This is a genomic window from Ancylobacter tetraedralis (assembly GCF_014195655.1).
GTDB classification, from domain to species: domain Bacteria; phylum Pseudomonadota; class Alphaproteobacteria; order Rhizobiales; family Xanthobacteraceae; genus Ancylobacter; species Ancylobacter tetraedralis.
The window spans coordinates 238726-261910 of sequence record NZ_JACICD010000005.1; the positions used below are offsets into that span (position 1 = coordinate 238726).

The following is a 23185-nucleotide window of genomic DNA, read 5'->3' on the forward strand; positions in this document are numbered from 1 at the left end:
GCCTCAGAACACCAGCGGCTTGGCCTGCTTGACCGAGGGGATCGCCTGCACCTTGGCGAGCAGCTCGGCCGGCACCACGCCGTCCACCTCGACCAGCGCGATCGCGTCGCCGCCCTGCCGGTCGCGGCCGAGCGCGAAGGTGGCGATGTTGATGCCGGCGTCGCCCAGCAGGCTGGCGAAGCGGCCGACGAAGCCGGGCCGGTCCTCGTTGGTGACATAGAGCATGGAGGCGGCGAATTCGGCGTCGACCTTGATGCCCTTGATGTCGACGATGCGCGGGCGCCCGTCGGCGAACACCGTGCCGGAGATGGAACGCTCCAGCTTGTCGGAGACCACGGTGAGCGTCACCAGGCTCTCATAGTCGCCGGCCACTTCGCGGGTGGTCTCCTCGACCACGATGCCGCGCTCCTTGGCGACGCTCGGCGCCGAGACGACATTCACGTCGGCCAGGGCCGGGCGCAGCAGGCCGGCCACCGCCGCCGAGGTGAGCGCCTTGATCTTCAGCTCCGCCACCGCGCCCTGATAGGTGATGCGCACGGTCTTGATGTCGGTGTCGGTGAGCTGGCCGGCAAACGAGCCGAGCTTCTCGGCGAGTTCGATGAAGGGTTTCAGCCGCGGCGCTTCCTCCGCCGTGATGGAGGGGAAGTTCACCGCGTTGGAAATGGCGCCGCGCAGCAGATAGTCGCTCATCTGCTCGGCCACCTGCAGCGCCACGTTTTCCTGCGCTTCCGTCGTGGAGGCGCCCAGATGCGGGGTGCAGATCACGTTGGGATGGCCGAAGAGCGGGTTTTCCGTCGCCGGCTCGGTGGAGAACACATCGAAGGCGGCGCCCGCGACCTGGCCGGAATCCAGCGCCGCGGCAAGGGCAGCCTCATCGACCAGGCCGCCGCGCGCGCAGTTGATGATGCGCACGCCCTTCTTCGTCCGGGCGAGCGCCTCGGCGGAGAGCACGTTGCGGGTCTTGTCGGTCAGCGGCGTGTGCAGGGTGATGATGTCGGCGCGGGCGAGAAGCTCGTCCAGTTCCACCTTCTCCACGCCGATGTCGCGCGCGCGCTCGATGCTGAGGAAGGGATCGAAGGCGATGACCTTCATCTTCAGCCCGATGGCGCGGTCGGCGACGATGGAGCCGATATTGCCGCAGCCGATGATGCCGAGCGTCTTGGCGGTCAGCTCCACGCCCATGAAGCGGTTCTTCTCCCACTTGCCAGCCTGGGTCGAGGCGTCGGCGGCGGGGATCTCGCGGGCCAGCGCGAACATCATGGCGATGGCGTGCTCGGCGGTGGTGATGGAATTGCCGAACGGCGTGTTCATCACGATCACACCCTTGGCGGTGGCGGCCGGGATGTCGACATTGTCGACGCCGATGCCGGCGCGGCCGACCACTTTCAGCCGCTTGGCGTTTTCGAGGATCTTCGGCGTGACCTTGGTCGCCGAGCGGATGGCGAGACCATCATAATTGCCGATGATCTCGGCCAGCTTGTCCTTGTCCTTGCCGAGGGCCGGCTGGAAATCGACCTCGATGCCGCGATCCCGGAAGATCTGCACCGCGGCGGGGGAGAGGGCATCGGAAATCAGAACGCGGGGAGCCATCGGCTTCATCCTGTTCAAGAATGGGAAAATCGACCCGCGCGACGCGGGAGCCATCCCCCGCCGCTGGCGGGAGAGGACGACGAAGCGTTCGTCGGGCAAAGGCCCTGAAGGCGCGACGGCGAGACGCGGCCGGGAGAGAAAAGCCAATTCGCCGTCGACGCGGAGCCTCGACCCCTTCGCCGTCCCCTCGCGTCAGCGGCGGGGCACGCACGAGAAGGCGTCAGGCGGCTTTGCGCAGGGCCGTTTTGGCGTCCGCGAAGGCCCAGTCGAGCCAGGGCAGCAGCGCCTCGAGATCGGCCGTCTCGACCGTGGCGCCCGCCCAGATGCGCAGGCCCGCCGGCGCGTCGCGATAGGCGCCGATGTCATAGGCGACCTTGGCCTTTTCCAGCGCGCCGGCGATCGCCTTGGCGAAAGCCGCCTGCGCGTCGGGCGCCAGCGCCTTCACCTCGGGATCGCTCACGATGAGGCAGACCGAGGTGTTGGAGCGCGTCGCCGGATCGGTCGCGAGGAAGTCGACCCACGGCGTGCGGGCGACATAATCGGCCAGAACCTTGAAATTGGCGTCCGAGCGCGCCCGCAGCGCGGCACCGCCGCCGATCGCCTTGGCCCAGTTCAGCGCGTCGAGATAGTCCTCCACGCAGAGCATGGACGGGGTGTTGATCGTCTCGCCCTCGAACAGGCCCTCGACCAGCTTGCCGCCCTTGGTCATGCGGAAGATCTTCGGCAGCGGCCAGGCCGGCACGTAGCTCTCCAGCCGCTCCACCGCGCGCGGCGAGAGGATGAGCATGCCGTGGCCGCCCTCCCCGCCCAGCACCTTCTGCCAGGAGAAGGTCACGACATCGAGCTTGGCCCAGTCCATGTCCTGCGCGAAGGCGGCGGAAGTGGCGTCGCAGAGGGTGAGGCCGGTGCGGTCCGCAGAAATCCAGTCGGCGTTCGGCACGCGCACGCCCGAGGTGGTGCCGTTCCAGGTGAAGACCACGTCATGGTCGAAATTCACCTGGGCGAGATCGGGCAATTCGCCATAGCCGGCCTTGAGAACGCGGGCGTCCTTGAGCTTGAGCTGCTTGACGACATCCGTCACCCAGCCCTCGCCGAAGCTCTCCCATGCCAGCAGGTCGACCGGGCGGGCGCCGAGCAGCGACCACAGCGCCATCTCCACCGCCCCGGTGTCGGAGGCGGGAACGATGCCGATGCGGTAGTCGGCGGGAATGTCGAGAATCTCGCGGGTGAGGTCGATGGCCAGCTTCAGCTTGGCCTTGCCCACCTTGGCGCGGTGCGAGCGGCCGAGCGGTGCGTCGCTCAGGCCTTCCAGCGTCCAACCGGGACGCTTGGCGCAGGGGCCGGACGAGAAATTGGGATTCGCCGGCTTGATCGCCGGCAGAGCGCTGTTCGTCATGGATAACCATCCTTCCAGATGGGTGCCCCTCGGTGGGGAGGGGTGGCCCGATCCGGGATGTACTCCCGCCCGGCGGGCGGCGCAAGAGGCCCCGCAGCCCAGCGCAGCCCCGCGCCAAAAGGTCGCCGCTCAGTCGAACAGGAAGCGCAGGCCGAGCCGGAATTCGTGCGCGTTCTGGTTGAGCGAGCTCCAGCCGCCGCCGATATCGGCGCTGTCGATGGCGATATAGCGGTAGCCCGCATCGACCACCCATTTCGGCGCGAGTTCCACCGACACGCCGGCCATCAGTGCCCAGGCGAAGCCCCAGCCATCACCGCCCTTGAGCGAGCCGGCGGGAAAGCTGATGTCGGAAATCGAGAGATAGCCGGCACCGGCGCCCGCGCCGACATAGGGCGTGAAGCCATGCCAGCTGCCGAGATCGACATAGGCATTGGCAAGGGTGGTGAAGACGCTCAGCTCCCCGGTACCGCCGGCCACGCGCAGATCCGCCTGCGTGCGGTAATCCGCCGTCACGTCGACCCGCAACCAGTCGTTGAGCCGCACGCCGGCGCCGATGCCCAGCATCCAGGCGTCGCCGGTATCGGCCGCCGCCGGAAGAAACCCGAAGCGCAGCCCGTCCGGGGTCTCGTTGACGACATAACCGAGATCGCCGCGCAGGTACCAGCCGGCCCCCTCCTCGATCTGCGGCGCGTTCGCCAGCAGATCGTGAGCGAACACGTCGTCCGCCGATTCGCTCGCCACCTCGTCGGCACGGGCCGGCGCGGCGACGACGGCATTCATCGCGAGGCCCGCCGCCACGAGGCCGACGGAAAGGGCGATGACGCCCCTCAACCGCGAGATGATGGCCGTCCCACGCATAAGCGACACCCCCGATGCGCCGGCACCTGCCGACGGCTTTCGATGGAGGCAATGTCGCGGGGATTGTTTAAGGAGCGATTAACCCTAACGATTAACCACGTTGCCGAGGGGAGCGTGCACCCAGGCTGATGCCGTCCCCCATGCCACAGCCGGTGGGAGGACCGCTCGCGGGAAACGCGGCGGGAGCGTTAACCCCGCCGCGTTTCCCGCCGCGTCCGCGCCACTCCCGTTATACTCTCACGGCTGCCGCGCCGCGCGGGCCGCCGCTTCTAGATGCGGCACCAGCTGCGCATCGAGCCGCAGCGCGCTGGCGAGGCGCGCGAGGAAGGCGCGCTCGGAAATGGTGTCGGCGTCGATGGTGAGCAGGGCCGCGATATAGACCTCGGCCGCCTGTTCCGGCGTCGCCGCCTCGCGCGCCAGCGCCTCGACGCTCGCCGGATTGGCCAGTTCGGCGGAGAGGAAACGCTCGGCCTCGTCCAGCCCGGCTCCCTCGTCGTTCAGCTTGGCGCCGATGGCGAGGCGCTCGCGCTCATCCACATGGCCATCCGCCAGCGCGGCCGCGATCATCGCGCGCAAGAGCAGCACCGGCAGACCATTCGCGCCGGCCTGCGCGGGGTGGAACGGCGATTGCGCGGGCGGCAAGGCCGCATCGGCCGGCAGCGGCGTTGCCGCCTGCTGCGGCTGCTGGCCCTGCTGGTAATTCTGGTAGGCCTTGTAGGCCAGCGTGCCCACGAGCGCGAGGCCGCCCAGCGCGACGGCGTTCTTGGCCACCTTGCGCCCGCCCTTCGAGCCGAGCACCAGCGAGACCAGCCCACCCGCCGCCGCGCCGGTGGCCAGCGAGCCGGCATTGCCGGAGAGATAGTCCCGGGCGCGGCCCATCAGGTCGCCACCGGCGCCCGGGGCGGATGGCGCGCCACCCTGCGCACCCGTCAGCCCGCCGGTGAGCCCGCCGATCAGGTCGCCCAGCGAGGAGCCCCCGGTCGCGCCGCCGTCCTGGCGGGCGGGGACACCGCCCTGCGTGCCTGCCGGGGCGCCGAGGAACTGGTCGAGGAGCCGCTTGGCATCGAAATTACCGCTGTTGAACATGTCGCGTCCCGTTCTGTTGTCCGCTCGCAGGTAAGGCCCGATCGTGACTTCCGTAAGGAGAGGACGGTGTGGCCGATCAGCTTTCGGTGATAGGCGCCCGCCCTCACGCTCGCATGACGCGCCGAGTGCCGCACGGCCGCGACGGCAGCCGCGATTTCGTGGGGGCGCGCGTCGCCGAATGACAAGGCATGTCGCATTCGTTCAACGCCTGCGCCGAAACGATGCTCGCTCTTCGAGCCGGTCCGCGCGAGCATGTGCCATCCGGTCATGCGGGATGTCAGACCGCAGACGACGACGTCACCGTCGGAGGCTCAACATGCAGAAATTCTCCGGCTTCGAGCTGTTCCGCCGCGCGCTTGGCGGCCACAAGAGCTGGCAGCCGCAATGGCGCAATCCTGAACCCAAGGCCGAATACGATGTGATCATCGTCGGCGCGGGCGGGCATGGGCTGGCGGCGGCCTATTACCTCGCCAAGGAGCACGGCATCACCCGCGTCGCGGTCATCGAGCGCGGCTGGCTGGGCGGCGGCAATACCGGGCGCAACACCACCATCGTGCGCTCCAACTACCTGTTCGACGAGAGCGCCGCGCTCTACGAGCACGCGGTGAAGCTGTGGGAGGGCCTCTCGCAGGACCTGAACTACAACGTCATGTATTCCGCGCGCGGCGTGCTCATGCTGGCGCACAACCATCACGACGAGATCAGCTTCAAGCGCCATGTCCACGCCAACCGCCTGAACGGCGTGGACAATGAGTGGCTGAGCGCCGAGCAGGTCAAGGAATTCTGCCCGCCGCTCAACATCCGCTCGATGCGCTATCCCATCATCGGCGGCGCACTGCAGCGGCGCGGCGGCACCGCCCGGCATGACGCGGTGGCCTGGGGCTTTGCCCGGGCTGCGGATTCGCGCGGCGTCGACATCATCCAGAACTGCGAGGTGACCGGCATCCGCCGCGGGCCGAGCGGCGCGGTCGAGGGCGTGGAAACCTCGAAAGGCTTCATCCGGGCGAAGAAGGTGGGCGTTTCCGCCGCCGGCCATACCAGCGTGGTGATGGCGATGGCCGGCGTGCGCATGCCGCTGGAGAGCTATCCGCTGCAGGCGCTGGTATCGGAGCCGGTGAAGCCGGCCTTCCCGACCGTCGTCATGTCCAACACCATCCACGCCTATATCTCGCAATCGGACAAGGGCGAGATGGTGATCGGCGCCGGCACCGACGCCTACACCTCCTATTCCCAGCGCGGCGCCCTGCACGTCACCACCCACACGCTGGACGCCATCTGCGAACTGGTTCCGCAGTTCCGGCGCCTGCGCATGCTGCGCAACTGGGGCGGCATCGTCGACGTGACGCCGGACCGCTCGCCGATCATCGCCAAGACGCCGGTGCCGGGCCTCTATGTGAATTGCGGCTGGGGCACCGGCGGCTTCAAGGCAACGCCCGGCTCGGGCAACGTGTTCGCCCACACCATCGCGAAGGACGAGCCGCACAAGATCAACGCGCCCTTCACGCTGGAGCGCTTCCGCGACGGCTTCCTGATCGACGAGGCGGCCGCCGCCGCCGTCGCGCACTGAGGGCGGAGAGACCGACATGCTCATCATCAATTGCCCGTGGTGCGGCGCCCGGCCGGAAATCGAGTTCCGCTATGGCGGCGAGGCGCATGTCGCCCGCCCGGCCGATCCCGCCGCCATGTCCGACCAGGAATGGGCCGACTTTCTCTATAACCGCACCAACCCCAAGGGCCTGCACGCCGAGCGCTGGCGGCACATCCATGGCTGCGGACGCTATTTCAACGCCGTGCGCGACACGGTGAGCGACTTCTTCGTCACCACCTACAAGGCCGGCGAGCCGCGTCCGGACATCGGGGAGAGCGGGCAATGATCCGTCCTCTTCTCCCTCTCCCCGGCGGGGAGAGGGTTGGGGTGAGGGGTCTTCCCTTCTCCCTCGCCGCCCTTCCCCTCACCCGCCGCTCCGCGGCGACCTCTCCCCGGCGGGGAGAGGTGAAGACAGCATCGGAGTCGCGGTCATGACCAACCGCTTCCGCACCCATTCGGGCGGCCGCATCGATCGCGGCGCGCCGGTCTCGTTCCGTTTCGACGGCAAGACCTATTCCGGCTTCAAGGGCGACACGCTCGCCTCGGCGCTGATCGCCAACGGCGTGCATCTCGTCGGCCGCTCGTTCAAGTATCACCGCCCGCGCGGCTTCCTCTCCGCCGGTTCGGACGAGCCGAACGCGCTGGTCAATGTGGCCCGCGACGCCGCCCGCATGAGCCCGAACCTGCGCGCCACGCAGGTGGAACTCTATGAAGGGCTGAAGGCGACCAGCCAGAACCGCTGGCCCTCGCTCGGCTTCGACGCCGGCGCGGCCAACGACTTCGTCTCGCCCTTCCTGCCGGCCGGCTTCTACTACAAGACCTTCATGTGGCCGGCCGGGGCGTGGAAGCGCTTCTACGAGCCGAAGATCCGCGCCATGGCGGGCCTCGGCGTCGCGCCCACCCTGCCCGATCCGGACCGCTACACCCAGAACTACGCCTATTGCGACGTGCTGGTGGTCGGCTCCGGCCCTGCCGGGCTCGCCGCCGCGCTGGCGGCCGCGGAGAGCGGCGCCACGGTGTGGCTGGTCGACGAGCAGCCGGAACTCGGCGGCTCGCTGCTGGCCGAGCGCACCGCCACGATCGAAGGCAAGCCGGCTCAGCAATGGTTGTCGGACACGCTCGCCACGCTGGCGGCGAAGGACAACGTCACGCTGCTGCCCCGCACCACCGCCTTCGCCTATTTCCCGCACAACATGATCGCGCTGGCCGAGCGCGTGACCGAACATCTCGCCGCCCCGGGCGCCGACCTGCCGCGCGAGCGGCTCTGGCAGCTGCGGGCGCGCGAGGTGGTGCTGGCGACCGGCGCGCTGGAACGCCCGCTGGTGTTCCCGGACAATGACCGGCCCGGCGTGCTGCTGGCCGATTCCGCGCGCACCTATCTCAACCGCTATGGCGCCAAGCCCGGCGATCGCGCGGTGATCTTCACCGCCTGCGATGCCGGCTACCGGACCGCGCTCGACCTCGCGGCTGGCGGCGTCGCCGTCGTTGCCGTGGCCGACCTCAGGCGCGAAGTGCATGGCGAACTGCCCGCCCGCGCGCTGGCGGCCGGCATCGACGTGCGCCCCGCCACGGTCGTGACGGGCACGACGGGGCGCCTGCGCGTCTCCGGCGCCAGGCTCGCCAAGATCAAGGGCGGGCCGAGCGTCGATCCGGTCGGCGCGTCCGAGACCCTTGCCTGCGACACGGTGCTGATGTCGGGCGGCTTCACCCCGAGCGTGCACCTGTTCTCGCAGTCGCGCGGCAAGCTGGTGTGGGACGCGGCGAGCGGCGCCTATCTTCCCGGCAGCTCGGTGGAGCGCGAGCGTTCCGCCGGCGCCTGCCGCGGCATTACCGGCCTGCAGCGCGTGCTGGAAGACGGCTATGGGCAGGGCGAAGCGGCGGCGAGGGCCTCCCGTGACGCCTCCTCCCCCGCGCGCGGCGCCACGCCGCCGCCCGGCGCCTCCTCAAAGAGCTTCCCGGCCCAGGCCGACGATCTCGGCACGGACGGCTTCATCGGCGCCACCCCGCACGCGCGCAACCCGGCCTTCACCAAGGCCTTCGTCGACTGGCAGAACGACGTCACCGCCAAGGACATCACGCTCGCCACCCGCGAGGGCTTCCGCTCCATCGAGCATGTGAAGCGCTACACCACGACGGGCATGGCGACGGACCAGGGCAAGACCTCGAACATGAACACCCTCGGCATCGTCGCCGAGGCGCTGGGCGAGAGCGTGCCGAAGATCGGCCTCACCACCTTCCGCCCGCCCTTCACGCCCACCACCTTCGGCCTGTTCGCCGGAGCGGCGCGCGGCGACCAGTTCGATCCCGTTCGCAAGACCGCGATCCACGACTGGGCCGCCGAGCACGGCGCCGCCTTCGAGGACGTGTCGCTGTGGAAGCGCGCCTGGTATTTCCCCAAGGCACTGCCGGACGGGCGCCGGGAGGACCTGCACGCGGCGGTCGCCCGCGAATGCAAGGCGGTGCGGTCCTCGGTCGGCATGTTCGACGCCTCCACCCTCGGCAAGATCGAGGTGGTGGGACCGGATGCCGCCGAGTTCATGAACCGCATGTACACCAACGCCTGGGCCAAGCTGGAGCCCGGCCGGCTGCGCTATGGCGTGATGCTGCGCGAGGACGGCTTCGTCATGGATGACGGCGTCGTCGGCCGGCTCAGCTCCGACCGCTTCCACGTGACGACCACCACCGGCGGCGCGCCGCGCGTGCTCGCCCATATGGAGGACTATCTCCAGACCGAGTGGCCGGAGCTCGACGTGTGGCTGACCTCGACCACGGAGCAATGGGCGGTCATCGCGGTGCAGGGGCCGAAGGCCCGCGAGGTGCTCGCGCCCCTCATCGAGGGCATCGACCTCGCCAAGGAAGCCTTCCCGCACATGAGCGTGCGCGAGGGCACCATTCTCGGCGTGCCGACCCGGCTGTTCAGCGTATCCTTCACCGGCGAGCTGGGCTTCGAGGTCAATGTCCCCGCGCACTATGGCCGCGCGGTATGGGAGGCGATCTTCGCCGCCGGCCAGCCCTTCGGCATCACGCCCTACGGCACCGAGACGATGCACGTGCTGCGCGCCGAGAAGGGTTACATCATCGTCGGCCAGGAGACGGACGGCACGCAGGTGCCGGACGACGTGAATCTCGGCTGGGCGGTGGGCAAGGCGAAGAAGGACTTCGTCGGCAAGCGCTCGCTCGCCCGTGCCTCCATGAGCGCGCCGGACCGCAAGCAGCTGGTGGGCCTGCGCACCACCGACCCGAAAGTGGTGCTGGAGGAAGGCGCGCAGATCGTCGCCGATCCCAAGGCGCCGGTACCGGTGCCGATGCTCGGCTTCGTCACCTCGTCCTATTACAGCGCCGTGCTCGGCCATTCGATCGCGCTGGCCGTCATCAAGGGCGGCCGGGCGCGGATCGGCACACGGCTGTCCGTCCCCATGCCCGACCGCGTCATCGAGGTCGAAATCGTGGAGCCGGTCTTCTACGACCCCAAGGGAGAGCGCCTCAATGGTTGAGACCACCGCAACGGCCGAACCCCTGGCCCACTACCCGCTGGACGCGCTGGCCGCCGGGACGCGCGCCATCGGCGCCGCCCGGCTGACCGCGCTCGGCCCTGTGTCACGGCTGGCCTTCCGCGGCCGCGAAGCCGCCATTCAGGCGGCCGGGGAGGCGTTCGGCGTCGCCCTGCCGCGCGAGGCCAACCGCCGGAACACGGCGAACGGGCGCCACGCCCTGTGGCTCGGGCCGGACGAATGGATCCTGCTCGCCCCCGGCGCGGACCCCGCCCCGCTCTTCGCCGCCATCGAGACGGCGACCACCGGCCTGCCGCACTCGCTGGTCGACGTGTCGGCGCGCAGCGTCACCCTCGAGGTAGCAGGGTCGAAGGCTGCCTACGTGCTCAACCAGGGTAACCCGCTCGATCTGTCGCTGGACGCCTTCCCGGTCGGCACCTCCACCCGTACGCTGTTCCACAAGGCCGAGATCGTGCTCTCGCGTATCACCCCGGACACGTTCCATGTCGACGTGTGGCGCTCCTTCGCGCCCTATGTCTGGGAAATGCTCGAGGACGCCCGGCGCGAACTGGCCTGAGCCTTCTCAACGCGGAATGCCCTCGATGCCGGATGGACACATATCCACCGGGATCGGGGGCCAACAAGAAGCCGAACAACAACAAGAACTACTTCCAGAGGACAGATCCGGCGCTCTCGCCCGTGCCGGACGAGGGAACAGTTGCGCCCATGATCAGCGCCTTCGAGCTCTTCAAGATCGGCATCGGCCCCTCCTCCTCGCATACGGTGGGGCCGATGGTGGCGGCGGCGAGCTTCATCGACCGGCTCGATGCGGCCGGCGCGCTCACCATCACAGCGCGCGTCGAGACCACGCTCTACGGCTCGCTCGCCTGGACCGGCCGCGGCCACGGCACCGACAAGGCGGTGATCCTCGGCCTTGCCGGCGAGCGGCCGCGCACGGTCGATCCCGACCGCGCCGACGCGCTGGCGGCGGAGGTCGCCTCGCAGCAGCGCCTGGCGCTGGCGGGCCGGCACACGGTGCGCTTCGAGAGCGAGCGCGACATGCTGTTCGACGGCGTCTCGCCGACACCCCGGCACCCCAACACGCTCGCCTTCCGCGCGCTCGATGCGGGCGGCAACGTGCTGGCGGAGGAACGCTGGTGCTCCATCGGCGGCGGCTTCGTGGTGCCGGAGGACGAGGTCGGGCGCCCGCTTGGTGCCGACGATGTCGCCCTGCCGCATCCCTTCCGCAATGCCCGCGACCTGCTGGTCATGGCAAACAAGGCCGGCCTCACCATTGCCGAACTGGTCTTCGCCAACGAGGTCGCCCGCCGCCCGACCGAGGAGGTGATGGGCCATCTCGACGGCATCGTCGACGCGATGATGGCGTGCGTCGATCGCGGCATCGCCACGTCAGGCGAGCTGCCGGGCGGGCTCAAGGTGCGCCGGCGCGCCAAGGCGATCCACGATACGCTGATCTCGCGCAACGCGCGCACCCCGCATGAGGTGATGGACTGGGTGAGCCTCTACGCCATCGCGGTGAACGAGGAGAACGCTGCCGGCGGGCGGGTCGTCACCGCCCCCACCAACGGCGCGGCCGGCGTGGTGCCGGCGACGCTGCGCTACTATCTCGATCATTGCTCGACCGCCTCGCGCTCCGGCATGCACGCCTTCCTCCTCACCGCGACCGCCATCGGCGCGCTGTTCAAGATGAACGCCTCGATCTCCGGCGCCGAGGTCGGCTGCCAGGGCGAGGTGGGCGTCGCCTGCTCCATGGCGGCGGCGGGGCTGGCGGCCGCGCTCGGCGGCAGCAACGAGCAGATCGAGAATGCCGCCGAAATCGGCATGGAGCATCACCTCGGCATGACCTGCGACCCGATCGGCGGGCTGGTGCAGGTGCCCTGCATCGAGCGCAACGCCTTCGGCGCCATCAGCGCGGTCAATGCCGCCTCGCTGGCGCTGCACGGCGATGGCACGCATATCGTCTCGCTCGACAAGGTCATCGCCACCATGCGCGAGACCGGACGCGACATGGCCTCGAAATACAAGGAAACCTCGCTCGGCGGCCTTGCGGTGAACCTGCCCGAATGCTGAAACGTGAACGCGACCGCGTCGGAACGGCACCGACCTTGCTACGGCATGCCTTGCTGCGGCAGGCAGGAAATTTGCTATGCTGTGAGCCGGAGCAGGCAATGAGCACCCAGCGTCCCACATCGACCGGTCCTTCGGCCAACGGCCCTTCACCTGCGGGCGGCGCCCTCGCGCCCGCGCTGAATGTCGGCTTTCTGCTGACCGACAATTTCACCCTGTCGGCCTTTTCGCTGATGGTGGACCAGTTCCGCCTCGCCGCCGACGACGGCGACCGCTCGCGCCCCATCCGTGCGCGCTGGCAGGTCATGTCCGCGAAGGCCGATGCGATCCGCGCCAGCTGCGGCGTCACCGTCTCGCCCTCCGGCCCGCTCGGCGACCCCGCGGCGTTCGACTACATCATCGTGGTCGGCGGGCTGCTGCATGGCGGGCAGCACATGGACGAGGAGACGGTCGCCTTCCTCAAGCGCGCGGCCCGCGCCGGCGTTTCGCTGGTGGGCGTGTGCACCGGCTCCTTCGTGCTCGCCCGCGCCGGACTGATGACCGGGCGACGCTGCTGCGTGTCGTGGTATCACTACCAGGACTTTCTCGAAGAATTCCCCCACCATACGCCGGTGGCCGACCGGCTCTACGTCATCGACGGCGACCGCATCACCTGCGCGGGCGGCGGCGGGGCGGCGGACCTCGCCACGGCGCTGGTGGAGAAGTCGATGGGCCGCTCCGTGGCGCAGAAGGGCCGCCACATCCTGCAGCTCGATCGCCAGCGGCCGGGTTCGGAATCCCAGCCGCACCCGCCGATCGCCGATCTGGTGGCCGACGACCGGGTGCGCCGGGCGCTGCTGCTGATGGAGCAGCACCTCGCCGACCCCTTACCCATCGCCGATATCGCACGGCGCCTGCAGCTCTCCACCCGCCAGCTGGAACGGCTGTTCCAGACGGTGATGGGCCAGCGCCCGGCCGAGTTCTACCGGCGGCTGCGGCTGCGCTATGCGCGCTTCCTGCTCGACACGACGGGACGCTCGGTGACGGATATCGCGCTGGAGGCCGGCTTTTCCGACTGCGCGCATTTCTCCCGCCAGTTCAAGGCCCAGCACGGCTTCACCCCCTCCGATGCACGGGCCCAGTCGCCCGGGCCGATGGCGCGCAACCTCGCGGCGCAGCGCCTGTTCGACTGAGCGGGCCCGTCAGCGGATCGACAGGCGGAGAAAATCCGCGCTGACCCGGATCTGCGTCGCGCCGTCGCTGTCATTGGTGCGCGCCGTGTCGACCAGCGCCGCCTTGGCGTCGACCCGCCAGCCCACGCTCGCCTGCATCGGCAGGGTGATATGCGCGTCGAGCGAGCCGACCGCGAGATTGACCGCGCGCGGCGCCGCCTCGCTCAGATCGAGCCGCACCCTGAGCGCGGTCCCGCGCAGGTCGACGCGCTCCACCGCACCGGCAAGGACGAGATCGCCGGCGCGCGTCTGCGTGTCGAGCGCGGCGAAGCGGCCGTCGAGTTGCGCTTCCACGGCGGCGAGGTCGATTCGCACCGAGACATCGGGAGGAAGGTTCGCCGTGAGTTCCACCACGCAGTCCGAGGATTCCAGCAGGGACGGCGTGTGCGCCTCGACGCGCAGCACCGTGCCCTCCACCCACATGCGGCTCGACGTGCGACAATCATTGTAGAACCAGCTTGAATACCAGCGGGAGAACCAGCCGGTGCGGCGCTCGGCGAGTTGCGCCTGCGGCGTCTCCCCCGCCCGCGCGGTCAGCGTCACCGTGGCGGCATCGCCGGTGATCTCCACCCGCTCGACACCTGCGAGATCGAGCCGCCTCTCATCGGCGCGGGCAAGGGACAGGCCGACCAGCAGCACGGCGAGGACGAAAACAAGCATCTTCATGTCAGGGCATCCGTGTGAACAGCGATGCCCCATCCGTGGCCGCATGCCTCCGTCCCGGCGACCTCGATCGCGTTTCAGGTCGACCTGAGGCGCGATCCGGGCCAGAACCGATCACCTGACGCCCCGAAATCCCGACTCCCATGATCTTCGTTCCGCTGCCCTTCGTCGTCGCCCTCATTCTGGCGCTGCTCGCCATCCGGCTGCTGCGCTCGGAGGAGAGCGGACGCCATCACGCCCTCTTCCTCGCGCTCATCGCCGCCTATGCGCTGCAATCCGTGCTGGTCGGGCTGCGCTGGGGCTATGATCTGCGCGCCGTGCAGCCTTTCCAGGCCGCGTTGGCCAGCCTCATCGCGCCGCTGGCCTATGTCGCGTTCCGCAGCCTCACCGAGGACGCGGCGGAGGGGACCCGGCCCGCATGGCTCTGGCCGCATCTGCTGCTGCCGCCGCTGCTCGTCGGGCTGTGCTTCGCCTGGCAACCCGCGCCGATCGGGCCGCTGATCGTGACGCTGTTTCTCGGCTATGGCGGCGCTCTGCTCTGGCTCGCCCGCCGGGGGCCGGACGGGCTGGTCCGCTCGCGGCTGGATGGCACCCTGCGCTCCTATCGCGCGCTGGTGATCACCGCGAGCGCGCTCATCGGCTCGGCGGTGACGGACATGCTGATCTCCGTCGACCTCGACTGGACCGGCGGCCGCAACACCCCGGCGATGATCGCCTCCTTCAACGTCGTCGCGCTGCTCGTGCTCGGGGCCGCCGCCGCCGCCGCCGATTCCGCCGCGCCGGGAACGGAGGCGACGCGCGCGCCCTCGGGCAGGGCGGAGGGTTCGACGCGGGACGATGCTCCTCGCGATGCCCCGTCCGAGGAGGAACGTGACCCTGACGACCTGCCCGGCTCCGGCTCTCCCGACGAGGCCGCGCAGGATGCCGCCGTCATCGCCGCGCTGGAGGCGCTGATGACCGAGCGCCGACTCTTCACCGATGTCGACCTGGATCTCGGCCGCCTTGCCCGCCGCCTCGGTTTGCCCGCGCGGCGGCTGTCGCAGGCGATCAACCGCACCCATGGGGTCAGCGTCTCGCATTACGTCAACGGCCTTCGCGTCAATGAGGCGCAGCGCCTGCTCGCCGGCACCGACCTGCCGGTGACGCGGGTGATGCTGGACGCCGGCTTCCTCACCAAGTCCAATTTCAACCGCGAATTCCGCCGCGTCGCCGGCACCAGTCCCTCCGCCTGGCGGCGGGAGCGGGCGGGCCCGTGAGCGCCCGCGCGCAGCACCGCATGACCGCCTGAGCGCTTGCGGGCCAGACGACCTTCCGCTCCCGTGAGGAAACCGCGCCGCGCCGCCCTCCGGCGCCGATCTCCTCGCCTCGTGAACGGCAAATGTCGACTTCAAGAAAGCGTCTGTCGGATTTATGAAAGTCGTCGCGCCGCTTTAGTCGAACAATTCCATTCCAGACGACAAGCGGGCCGGGACCCGCGAGGGAGAACTGTCGATGCTGGATTCCACGCAAACGCCGCTCAAGGCGCTGCTGCGCCGCCGCCAGCCGGGCTACAGCCTCGAGGCGCCGTTCTATACCAGCCCCGAGATTTTCGAGGCGGACATGGAGGTCATCTTCGGCCGCCACTGGATCTTCGTTGGCGTCGATCCCGACATCCCGGAGCCGGGCGATGCGATGACCTTCAACATCGGCAAATACGCGATCTTCGCGGTGCGCGACGATGACGGCGAGGTGCGCGCCTTCCACAATGTCTGCCGCCATCGCGGCGCGCCGATCGTGCACGACTATAAGACCACGGTCGGCAACCTGGTCTGCCGCTATCATTCCTGGACCTATGGGCTCGATGGCAAGCTGCTCTTCGCCGAGCACATGGGCGCGGACTTCGATCCCGGCTGCCACGGCCTGAAGCCGGTGCATGTGCGCTCGCTGGAGGGCCTCATCTTCGTGTGCCTGTCCGACGACCCGCCGGCCGATTTCGACATCATGGCGGCGAAGATGGCACCCTATCTCGCCCCGCACGACCTGAAGAACGCCAAGGTCGCCTTCGAGAAGGACATCATCGAGCCGGGCAACTGGAAGCTCACCATGGAGAACAACCGCGAGTGCTATCACTGCGCGGGCAACCACCCCGAGCTGACCGTGCCGCTCTTCGCCTATGGCTTCGGCTTCGCGCCGGAAGAGCTCGACGAGCATGGTCGCAAGGAAGCCGAGGATTACGCGAAGCTCGTCACCAACTCACATCGCGAATGGGAAAGCTGCGGCTTCCCCTCGGAAATGATCGAGCACCTCGACGACATGGTGACCGGCTATCGCACCGAGCGCCTGCCGCTGGCCGGCGAGGGCGAGAGCCACACCAACGACACCAAGGCGGCGTGCAAGAAGCTGCTCGGCTCGATCAACGATCCCCGGCACGGCGCGCTGCATTTCTGGACCCAGCCGAATTCGTGGCACCACTTCATGTCGGACCACGCGGTGGTGTTCTCGGTGCTGCCGCTCGATGCCGAGCGCTCGCTGCTGCGCACCAAGTGGCTGGTGCACAAGGATGCGGTCGAGGGCGTCGATTACGACCTCGAAAACCTCGTCGGCGTGTGGGACGCCACCAACGACCAGGATTCGACGCTGGTCGGCTACTGCCAGGAAGGCGCGCGCAGCCCGGCCTACGAGCCCGGCCCCTACTCGCCGCATACCGAGATGCTCGTGGACAAGTTCTGCAACTGGTATATCGGCCGCATGGCCGAACATACCGGGCGCTGAACGGTCCCTATCATCGCCCGCTCTCTCACGTCCCTCTCCCCGACGGGGAGAGGTGGCCCGCGACGCGGGTCGGTGAGGGGTGACACCATCGCGACGCCGCAAGCCCCCTCACCACGCCCCTCTCCCCTCGGGGAGCGGGGGCAAAGCGGCTCTCCCGGTGAGGGCTACCGAGATCGAGAATCGAACGCATGAACGCCTCCCCGCCGACCGTCTCGCCCGACCCCGCCAGCCCGCGCCTTGCCGGCAACCTGCCGCTGTGGAATCCCGAGGTGGACGATGCGCTGATCGTGCGCGAGATCCGCAACGAGACGGCCGACGTGAAGACCTTCGTGCTCGCGCCGAAGGACCCGTGCCTGTTCCGCTACGCGCCGGGCCAGTTCCTCACCCTCGACCTCGACATCGGTGGGGAGAGCGTCAACCGCTGCTACACCATCGCCTCCGCGCCCACCCGCCCGCACACGCTCGCCATCACCGTGAAACGCGTGCCGCACGGGCCGGTGTCGAATTTCCTGCACGACCATGTGAAGGTCGGCTCGGTGCTGCGGGCGGTGGGGCCGATGGGCGACTTCTCCTGCCTCATACAGGGCACCCCCGCGCAGACACCCGATCGCGCGCCGAAATATCTGTTCCTCTCCGGCGGCAGCGGCATCACCCCGCTGATGTCCATGGCGCGCACCTTTCACGACCTGGGCGAGGCCCGCGACATCGTCTTCGTGCACGCGGCGCGATCCCCGGCCGACATCATCTTCCGTGCCGAGCTGGAACTGATGGCGCGCAACCAGCCGAGCTTCCGCTTCGCCCCGGTCTGCGAGGCGGACAGCGCGTTCGAACCGTGGCACGGACTGCGCGGCCGGCTGAATCTCGGCCTTCTCCATCACGTTGCGCCGGATTATGCGCAGCGCGAGATCTTCGTCTGCGGCCCCTCGCCCTTCATGGCCGCGGTGCGCGAGATGCTGAAGGACGCGGGCTTCGACATGGCTCGGCATCACGAGGAGAGCTTCGACTTCGCCGAACTCGCGAAGGCCGAACCCGAAGTGGCGGCCGAGGTGATCGGCGCCGAAGCGCTGGAGGCCGTGGAACGCGCGCTGGAAGCGCCGGCCGTGACGACCTACACGGTGGAATTCATCAAGCAGAAGCGCACCATCGAGTGCCGGTCCGACATGTTCGTGCTCGACGCCGCCCGCCGCGCCGGGGTGCGGCTGCCCTCGTCCTGCTCGAAGGGCCTGTGCGGCACCTGCAAGTCGAAGCTGATCGATGGCACGGTGGACATGAAGCACGGCGGCGGCATCCGCCAGCGCGAGATCGATGCCGGCATGGCGCTGCTGTGCTGCTCGAAGCCGACCAGCAACCTGGTGGTGGACCGCTGAGCGGCCGGCGGCCGGCGCACTGTCTCAGCGCATGAACGAAAAGGCGTCGCTGACCGCGCCGCGCACGCTGTCCACTGCGGCGGCCGCGCCGTTCTTCACCGCACCATAGGCGGAAGCCGTGCCCTCGACCGTGCGGTCGACAATGGCGCCGGCGCTGGGCAGGCCGAAGAAGCCGCCCGATTCAGCTTCGACCACAGGTGCGGCAGGAGCGGGCGTGACAGCAGCGGGTGTCGCTGCCAGCACCGCGTGCGCACCGGCCGGAGCCACCACGGAATCGGCGTCCGCGGAGGTCATGCCGACCTGATAGGAGGCGCGGATGATCATCGGATCGCGCGTATCGCACGCACCCTCGCAGCGATCGAACCGTTCGACGCCGGCCGGCATCGCGGTCGCGACATGCGGCGCCGCATGCTTGGGCACCGCAGTCGATGTGACCACCGCGACGCTCGACTTGTGCTCGGCCCCGCCATGATAGACGGCGGTGGGGTCGATCGCCCGCAGCAGGCCGGGAATGCCCTCCCGGTCGCTCTTGGCGGCGGCTTCCGCCTCGCCCAGCAGAGCCTCGCTTGGCTCTTCGGCGATCAGCCGGGCCTCGCTCTTCTGCGGGGCCTGCTCGGCCAGCGCACGGTGGTAGCCATGATCATCGGCAAAGGCGTAGATTCCCACCAGCACGGCGGCCCCGAAACCCAGCGGCAGCAGAATCCGGCCGGGCAGCCAGCCATGGAATGAGGCGTATGAAGTTCCGGCGAAACGCATGTTGCGACTCCCGCGTTGCTATGTCCCCATTTCCAATGAACGCGGCGACATTTTTGCGGCGGCTTTCTTGCCTGCGCATGACGATGCCCGGGTATTTCCGAGCGATTTATTGCGTGATAGCGCTCCGTGGAAACATTGCGAAACCAAACAATACGCTCGGCAAGCTAAATCACCCGTTTCGGGACATGACGAGACGTAAGAACCCACTCTTTCGATTGATTCAAGACTGAATGCGACCGAAATTGGACAGCATCCCGTGCTCAACCTCGCGACGCTTTCGCATATCGGCTTCCTCACCCTGCCGAACCATTCGATGATCGCCTGCGCCAATGCGCTGGAGGCGCTGCGCATGGCGAATTACGTCGCCGAGGCCGCGCTTTATTCCTGGCGCGTGGTGACGCTGGACGGCACGCCGGCACCGGCCAGCAACGGGCTGACGCTCTCGCCCACCGTCCCGCTCGCGGAGGCCGGCCCGCTCGACCTCATCATCGTGTGCGGCGGCACCGACATTCGCCATGCGGCGACACCGGCCATTGCCGATGCGCTGCGCCGACTGGGCCGGCGCGGCACCGCGCTGGGGGCGCTGTGCACCGGCAGCTTCGTGCTGGCCGAGGCGGGGCTGCTGGATTTCCACCGCTGCGCCGTGCATTGGGAGAATCTCTCGGCCATTCGCGAGGAATTTCCCGAGATCGACTTCGTCGAGGAAGCCTTCGTGATCGACCGTGACCGGCTCACCTGCACCGGCGGCGTGGCCCCGCTCGCCATGATGCTGGCGCTGATCGAGGCCAAGGCGGGCCGCGCGCTGGCCGACAAGGTGTCCGAGCAGTTCATCGTCGATCCCGCGGGGCGGCGCTCCGGGGAGCGGATCGCGGCGCGACCCCGCCCCGCCCTGCCCGACCCCACGCTCGCCCGCGCGGTGCGGCTGATGGAAGGAGCGATCGAGCGCCCCCCCGGCATCGGCACCATAGCCCGCCGGCTCGACGTCTCGGCGCGCCATCTGGAGCGGCTGTTCCGGCGGCATCTCGGCGTCACCCCCGCCGCCTATCATCTGGGCCTGCGGCTGGAACGGGCGCGCGAATTGCTGCGCCTGTCGCCCCTGCCGGTGACCGATGTCGGTCTCGCCTGCGGCTTCCAGTCGGCGGCGCATTTCTCCACCGCCTATGCCCGCCGCTTCGGCCGGCCGCCCAGCGCCGAGCGCCGGCCCCGGGCGGCGACCGTCCCGACCATATGACCCACGCGTAAACGGAGCCCCCACCGCACCGCAATGTGAGCGCTGTTTACTCTGGCGCAGGGCGGCGCATGCTATTAGTGACACAGCGATCTTCCGATCTGGTCGATCCCACCCCGGCCGATGAGCGCGGATATCCGCCGCGCAACCGATATGAACGCGCCCCTGAAGCCAACCGGCTACCGCCAGCTGGCCGCCCGCTACACCACGCTGACCGCCGACATGCTGGCGCCGCAGCGAACGCCGCTGGCCGATGCGTGGCTCGGCCTGCCCATGACCTTCGTCGCCGGCGCCACCAATGCCGGCGGGCTGCTGGCGGTGGGCCAGTACACCTCGCACATGTCCGGCATCATCTCCTCCGCGGCGGACCATGCCGTGGTCGGGGCGCTGGACCTCGTCGTCTCGGGCGTCGGCGCGCTGATCGCCTTCCTGCTCGGCGCCGCCACCTCCGCCGTGCTGGTGAACTGGGGCCGGCTGCACCATGCCGGCCGCGAATACTCGCTGCCCCTCGCGCTGGAAGCCTGCCTTCTGCTCGCCTTCGGCGTGCTCGGCGCCTACACGCGCTCGTCCAGCGTCGTGCTTGGCATGGAAGTGGCGGTGCTCTGCTTCATCATGGGGCTGCAGAACGCCACCGTCACCAAGATGTCGGGCGCCAAGATCCGCACCACCCACATGACCGGCATCGTCACCGATATCGGCATCGAGCTGGGCAAGCTGGTCTATTCCAACCGCCGCCGACGTGGCACCGGCGCCCCGCTGGTGATGGCCGACCGCGAGAAGCTGAAGCTGCTGTGCTATTTCCTCGGCTGCTTCTTCTTCGGGGGGATCACCGGCGCGCTCGGCTTCAGCTATGTCGGCTTCGTCTTCTCGGTCCCGCTCGCGCTGATCGTGTTCGCGCTGGCCGGTCCCTCGTTCCTGCGCATCCTGTTCCGCTGAGGAGGGGTCGCAGTCCTACCGGGGCGATGGCGCAAACCTTCTGTTCGCCATAGGCAGAAGCGACCTATCGTGGGAACAATCGCAGATGGCCCCGCATCGGGCGCCGGATCGCGGTCGAAGGAGCGCGCGACCATCATGATCGCCAATGCCGAGGCCTTGCTGAAACCCTTGACCATCAAGGGCCTCACCATCCGCAACCGGGTGATGTCGACCTCGCACGCGCCCGGCTACGGCAAGGATGGCAAGCCGCAGGAGCGCTACCAGCTCTACCACATGGAAAAGGCCAAAGGCGGCATCGGGCTGACCATGTTCGGCGGCTCCTCCTCCGTCGCCATCGACAGCCCCGCCGCGCCCTGGAACCAGATCTCGGTCGCCGACGACAGCGTCATTCCCTATTTCCAGCAATTTGCCGAGCGCGTGCACGCCCACGGCGCCAAGCTGATGATCCAGCTCACCCATATGGGCCGGCGCACCAAATGGGACACCGAGAACTGGTTCCCCACCCTCGCCCCCTCGGTGCGGCGCGAGCCAGCCTCGCGCACCATTCCCCGCGCCATGGACAAGCACGACATCCGCCGCGTGGTGAAGGCCTTCGCCGACGCGGTGCGCCGCTGCAAGGAAGGCGGGCTCGACGGCTGCGAGATTTCCGGCGCGCATGGCCACCTCATCGACCAGTTCTGGTCGCCCAGCGTGAACCAGCGCACGGATGAATATGGCGGCAGCCTCGAAAACCGCATGCGCTTCGGCATCGAGATTCTGGAGGCCATGCGCGAGGCGGTCGGGTCGGACTATGTCATCGGCATGCGCATGTCCGGCGACGAGATGATCGCCGACGGCCTCAGCCACGAGGACTGCGTCGCCATCGCATCGACCTATGCGCAGGCCGGGCTGGTCGACTTCCTCAACATCCTCGGCGGGCAGGCGCGGGACGAGATGAGCCACGCCGTCTCGCTGCCCAACATGTCCTTCCCGGTCGCGCCCTTCCTGTTCCTGCCCAGCGCCATCAAGCGCGAGGTGGATGTGCCGATCTTCCATGCCCAGCGCGTGACGGACCTCGCCACCGGCGCCCGCGCCGTCGCCGAGGGCCATGTCGACATGATCGCCATGACGCGCGCCCATATCGCCGACCCGCATCTGGTCAAGAAGCTGATGGAAGGGCGCGACGACGACATCCGCCAGTGCGTCGGCGCTGGCTATTGCATCGACCGCATTTATGTCGGCGGAGACGCGCTGTGCCTGCAGAACGCCGCGACCGGGCGCGAGGCCACCATGCCGCACGTCATCCCCAAGGCGGAGGTGGCGCGCAAGGTGGTGGTGGTCGGCGCCGGCCCGGCCGGGCTGGAAGCCGCGCGCGTTTGCGCCGAGCGCGGCCACCAGGTGGTGCTGTTCGAGAAGGACAATGTCGCCGGCGGGCAGGTCAACATCGCGGCCAAGGCTACCTGGCGCGAGGCGCTGTCGGGCATCCCGCGCTGGCTTTACGCGCAGGTCGCCAAGAAGGGCGTCGATATCCGCCTCGGGCGCGAGGCGACGCCGGCGGACGTGCGGGCCGAGAATCCGGACGTCGTCATCCTGGCGACCGGCGGATTGCCCAATCCCGGCCATGTGAAGGGCCATGAGCACGCGGTCTCGACCTGGGATGTGCTCACCGGCAAGGTGGAGCCCACCGGCTCGGTGCTGGTCTATGACGAGATCGGCGGCCACAACGCCGCCTCCACCGCCGAGGTGCTGGCCAAGCGCGGCTGCCTGGTGGAACTGGCGACGCATGATCTGCAGATCGCCCAGGAGGTCGGCACCACCAACAAGCCGGTGCACCTGCGCGAACTCTACAAGCTCGGCGCCGTGCTGACGCCCAACATGGAGCTGATCGAGATCTACCCGGAGGGCAACCGGCTGGTGGCGGCGCTGCGCAACACCATGACCGAGGCGGAGGAAGAGCGCGTGGTCGACCGCGTGGTGGTCGATCACGGCACGCTGCCGGTGGACGGCCTGTTCGAGGCGCTGCGCGCTCAATCGGTAAACGATGGCGAGACCGACCTCGACGCGCTGGTGGAAGGCCGGCCGCAGCGCTGGACCGGGCAGCCGGGCTTCGCGCTCTACCGCGTCGGCGACGCCTGGACCGGGCGCAACATCCACGCCGCGCTCTATGATGCGCTGCGCCTCTGCAAGGACCTGTGAG

18 protein-coding genes are annotated in these 23185 nt (G+C 68.9%); 12 read left to right on the forward strand and 6 right to left on the reverse strand.

What is annotated here, in order from left to right; genetic code table 11:
• Positions 1–3 precede the first annotated feature (3 nt).
• From serA to FHS55_RS14705, 4 genes are all read right to left on the reverse strand, one after another.
• Complete coding sequence (gene serA, locus FHS55_RS14690; RefSeq protein WP_183190517.1) at positions 4–1590, reverse strand: phosphoglycerate dehydrogenase; 1587 nt, start codon at positions 1588–1590, stop codon at positions 4–6.
• A 220-nt stretch (positions 1591–1810) separates the two neighbouring features.
• Positions 1811–2986 carry a phosphoserine transaminase gene (locus FHS55_RS14695; RefSeq protein WP_183190518.1) on the reverse strand — a complete coding sequence of 392 codons (1176 nt, stop codon included), beginning with the start codon at positions 2984–2986 and terminating at the stop codon, positions 1811–1813.
• Between the two features lie 129 nt (positions 2987–3115).
• Positions 3116–3844 (reverse strand): outer membrane protein, encoded by a 729-nt coding sequence (locus FHS55_RS14700; protein WP_183190519.1) that lies wholly within the window; start codon positions 3842–3844, stop codon positions 3116–3118.
• A gap of 237 nt (positions 3845–4081) precedes the next feature.
• Complete coding sequence (locus tag FHS55_RS14705) at positions 4082–4930, reverse strand: tellurite resistance TerB family protein (protein WP_183190520.1); 849 nt, start codon at positions 4928–4930, stop codon at positions 4082–4084.
• Between the two features lie 316 nt (positions 4931–5246).
• Between FHS55_RS14705 and FHS55_RS14710 the strand changes: the two genes are divergently transcribed.
• The 6 genes from FHS55_RS14710 to FHS55_RS14735 all read left to right on the forward strand — a co-directional run bounded on the left by FHS55_RS14710 (position 5247) and on the right by FHS55_RS14735 (position 13269).
• Positions 5247–6497 carry a sarcosine oxidase subunit beta family protein gene (locus tag FHS55_RS14710; protein WP_183190521.1) on the forward strand — a complete coding sequence of 417 codons (1251 nt, stop codon included), beginning with the start codon at positions 5247–5249 and terminating at the stop codon, positions 6495–6497.
• A 16-nt stretch (positions 6498–6513) separates the two neighbouring features.
• Complete coding sequence (locus FHS55_RS14715) at positions 6514–6804, forward strand: sarcosine oxidase subunit delta (protein WP_183190522.1); 291 nt, start codon at positions 6514–6516, stop codon at positions 6802–6804.
• A gap of 145 nt (positions 6805–6949) precedes the next feature.
• Positions 6950–10012, forward strand: coding sequence for a sarcosine oxidase subunit alpha (locus tag FHS55_RS14720; RefSeq protein ID WP_183190523.1), 3063 nt, complete (start codon positions 6950–6952; stop codon positions 10010–10012).
• The gene (locus tag FHS55_RS14725) at positions 10005–10586 is read left to right on the forward strand and encodes a sarcosine oxidase subunit gamma (protein ID WP_183190524.1); all 582 of its coding nucleotides are present in this window, start codon (positions 10005–10007) and stop codon (positions 10584–10586) included. The genes FHS55_RS14720 and FHS55_RS14725 overlap by 8 nt, the downstream gene beginning before the upstream one ends.
• Before the next feature lie 149 nt (positions 10587–10735).
• Positions 10736–12100, forward strand: a complete 1365-nt coding sequence (locus FHS55_RS14730) for an L-serine ammonia-lyase (RefSeq protein ID WP_183190673.1) — start codon at positions 10736–10738, stop codon at positions 12098–12100.
• 98 nt (positions 12101–12198) lie between these two features.
• Positions 12199–13269: a GlxA family transcriptional regulator gene (locus FHS55_RS14735; RefSeq protein ID WP_183190525.1), complete on the forward strand. Its 1071-nt coding sequence runs from the start codon at positions 12199–12201 to the stop codon at positions 13267–13269.
• Positions 13270–13278: 9 nt separating this feature from the next.
• On the opposite strand, the gene FHS55_RS14740 is transcribed toward FHS55_RS14735, so the two are convergent.
• On the reverse strand, positions 13279–13974 hold the full coding sequence (locus FHS55_RS14740; RefSeq protein WP_183190526.1) for a hypothetical protein: 696 nt from the start codon (positions 13972–13974) through the stop codon (positions 13279–13281).
• Between the two features lie 140 nt (positions 13975–14114).
• Between FHS55_RS14740 and FHS55_RS14745 the strand changes: the two genes are divergently transcribed.
• The 3 genes from FHS55_RS14745 to FHS55_RS14755 all read left to right on the forward strand — a co-directional run bounded on the left by FHS55_RS14745 (position 14115) and on the right by FHS55_RS14755 (position 18089).
• Positions 14115–15227, forward strand: coding sequence for a helix-turn-helix domain-containing protein (locus tag FHS55_RS14745; RefSeq protein ID WP_183190527.1), 1113 nt, complete (start codon positions 14115–14117; stop codon positions 15225–15227).
• A 235-nt stretch (positions 15228–15462) separates the two neighbouring features.
• Complete coding sequence (locus FHS55_RS14750; protein ID WP_183190528.1) at positions 15463–16722, forward strand: aromatic ring-hydroxylating oxygenase subunit alpha; 1260 nt, start codon at positions 15463–15465, stop codon at positions 16720–16722.
• Positions 16723–16910: 188 nt separating this feature from the next.
• On the forward strand, positions 16911–18089 hold the full coding sequence (locus tag FHS55_RS14755) for an FAD-binding oxidoreductase (RefSeq protein WP_183190529.1): 1179 nt from the start codon (positions 16911–16913) through the stop codon (positions 18087–18089).
• A 24-nt stretch (positions 18090–18113) separates the two neighbouring features.
• On the opposite strand, the gene FHS55_RS14760 is transcribed toward FHS55_RS14755, so the two are convergent.
• Positions 18114–18845: a hypothetical protein gene (locus FHS55_RS14760; protein ID WP_183190530.1), complete on the reverse strand. Its 732-nt coding sequence runs from the start codon at positions 18843–18845 to the stop codon at positions 18114–18116.
• 256 nt (positions 18846–19101) lie between these two features.
• Here FHS55_RS14760 and FHS55_RS14765 point away from each other — a divergent pair, with 256 nt between their 5' ends.
• The 3 genes from FHS55_RS14765 to FHS55_RS14775 all read left to right on the forward strand — a co-directional run bounded on the left by FHS55_RS14765 (position 19102) and on the right by FHS55_RS14775 (position 23184).
• Positions 19102–20076: a helix-turn-helix domain-containing protein gene (locus tag FHS55_RS14765; protein WP_183190531.1), complete on the forward strand. Its 975-nt coding sequence runs from the start codon at positions 19102–19104 to the stop codon at positions 20074–20076.
• Between the two features lie 150 nt (positions 20077–20226).
• Complete coding sequence (locus FHS55_RS14770; RefSeq protein WP_183190532.1) at positions 20227–21009, forward strand: YoaK family protein; 783 nt, start codon at positions 20227–20229, stop codon at positions 21007–21009.
• Between the two features lie 135 nt (positions 21010–21144).
• On the forward strand, positions 21145–23184 hold the full coding sequence (locus FHS55_RS14775; RefSeq protein ID WP_183190533.1) for an FAD-dependent oxidoreductase: 2040 nt from the start codon (positions 21145–21147) through the stop codon (positions 23182–23184).
• The last annotated feature ends 1 nt before the right edge of the window (position 23185 follow it).

Excerpts from the sequence above, each read along its gene's own strand:
- serA (WP_183190517.1), bottom strand. The coding sequence starts at position 1,590 with ATGGCTCCCCGCGTTCTGATTTCCGATGCCCTCTCCCCCGCCGCGGTG.
- FHS55_RS14695 (WP_183190518.1), bottom strand. The coding sequence starts at position 2,986 with ATGACGAACAGCGCTCTGCCGGCGATCAAGCCGGCGAATCCCAATTTC.
- FHS55_RS14700 (WP_183190519.1), bottom strand. The coding sequence starts at position 3,844 with ATGCGTGGGACGGCCATCATCTCGCGGTTGAGGGGCGTCATCGCCCTT.
- FHS55_RS14705 (WP_183190520.1), bottom strand. The coding sequence starts at position 4,930 with ATGTTCAACAGCGGTAATTTCGATGCCAAGCGGCTCCTCGACCAGTTC.
- FHS55_RS14710 (WP_183190521.1), top strand. The coding sequence starts at position 5,247 with ATGCAGAAATTCTCCGGCTTCGAGCTGTTCCGCCGCGCGCTTGGCGGC.
- FHS55_RS14715 (WP_183190522.1), top strand. The coding sequence starts at position 6,514 with ATGCTCATCATCAATTGCCCGTGGTGCGGCGCCCGGCCGGAAATCGAG.
- FHS55_RS14720 (WP_183190523.1), top strand. The coding sequence starts at position 6,950 with ATGACCAACCGCTTCCGCACCCATTCGGGCGGCCGCATCGATCGCGGC.
- FHS55_RS14725 (WP_183190524.1), top strand. The coding sequence starts at position 10,005 with ATGGTTGAGACCACCGCAACGGCCGAACCCCTGGCCCACTACCCGCTG.
- FHS55_RS14730 (WP_183190673.1), top strand. The coding sequence starts at position 10,736 with ATGATCAGCGCCTTCGAGCTCTTCAAGATCGGCATCGGCCCCTCCTCC.
- FHS55_RS14735 (WP_183190525.1), top strand. The coding sequence starts at position 12,199 with ATGAGCACCCAGCGTCCCACATCGACCGGTCCTTCGGCCAACGGCCCT.
- FHS55_RS14740 (WP_183190526.1), bottom strand. The coding sequence starts at position 13,974 with ATGAAGATGCTTGTTTTCGTCCTCGCCGTGCTGCTGGTCGGCCTGTCC.
- FHS55_RS14745 (WP_183190527.1), top strand. The coding sequence starts at position 14,115 with ATGATCTTCGTTCCGCTGCCCTTCGTCGTCGCCCTCATTCTGGCGCTG.
- FHS55_RS14750 (WP_183190528.1), top strand. The coding sequence starts at position 15,463 with ATGCTGGATTCCACGCAAACGCCGCTCAAGGCGCTGCTGCGCCGCCGC.
- FHS55_RS14755 (WP_183190529.1), top strand. The coding sequence starts at position 16,911 with ATGAACGCCTCCCCGCCGACCGTCTCGCCCGACCCCGCCAGCCCGCGC.
- FHS55_RS14760 (WP_183190530.1), bottom strand. The coding sequence starts at position 18,845 with ATGCGTTTCGCCGGAACTTCATACGCCTCATTCCATGGCTGGCTGCCC.
- FHS55_RS14770 (WP_183190532.1), top strand. The coding sequence starts at position 20,227 with ATGAACGCGCCCCTGAAGCCAACCGGCTACCGCCAGCTGGCCGCCCGC.
- FHS55_RS14775 (WP_183190533.1), top strand. The coding sequence starts at position 21,145 with ATGATCGCCAATGCCGAGGCCTTGCTGAAACCCTTGACCATCAAGGGC.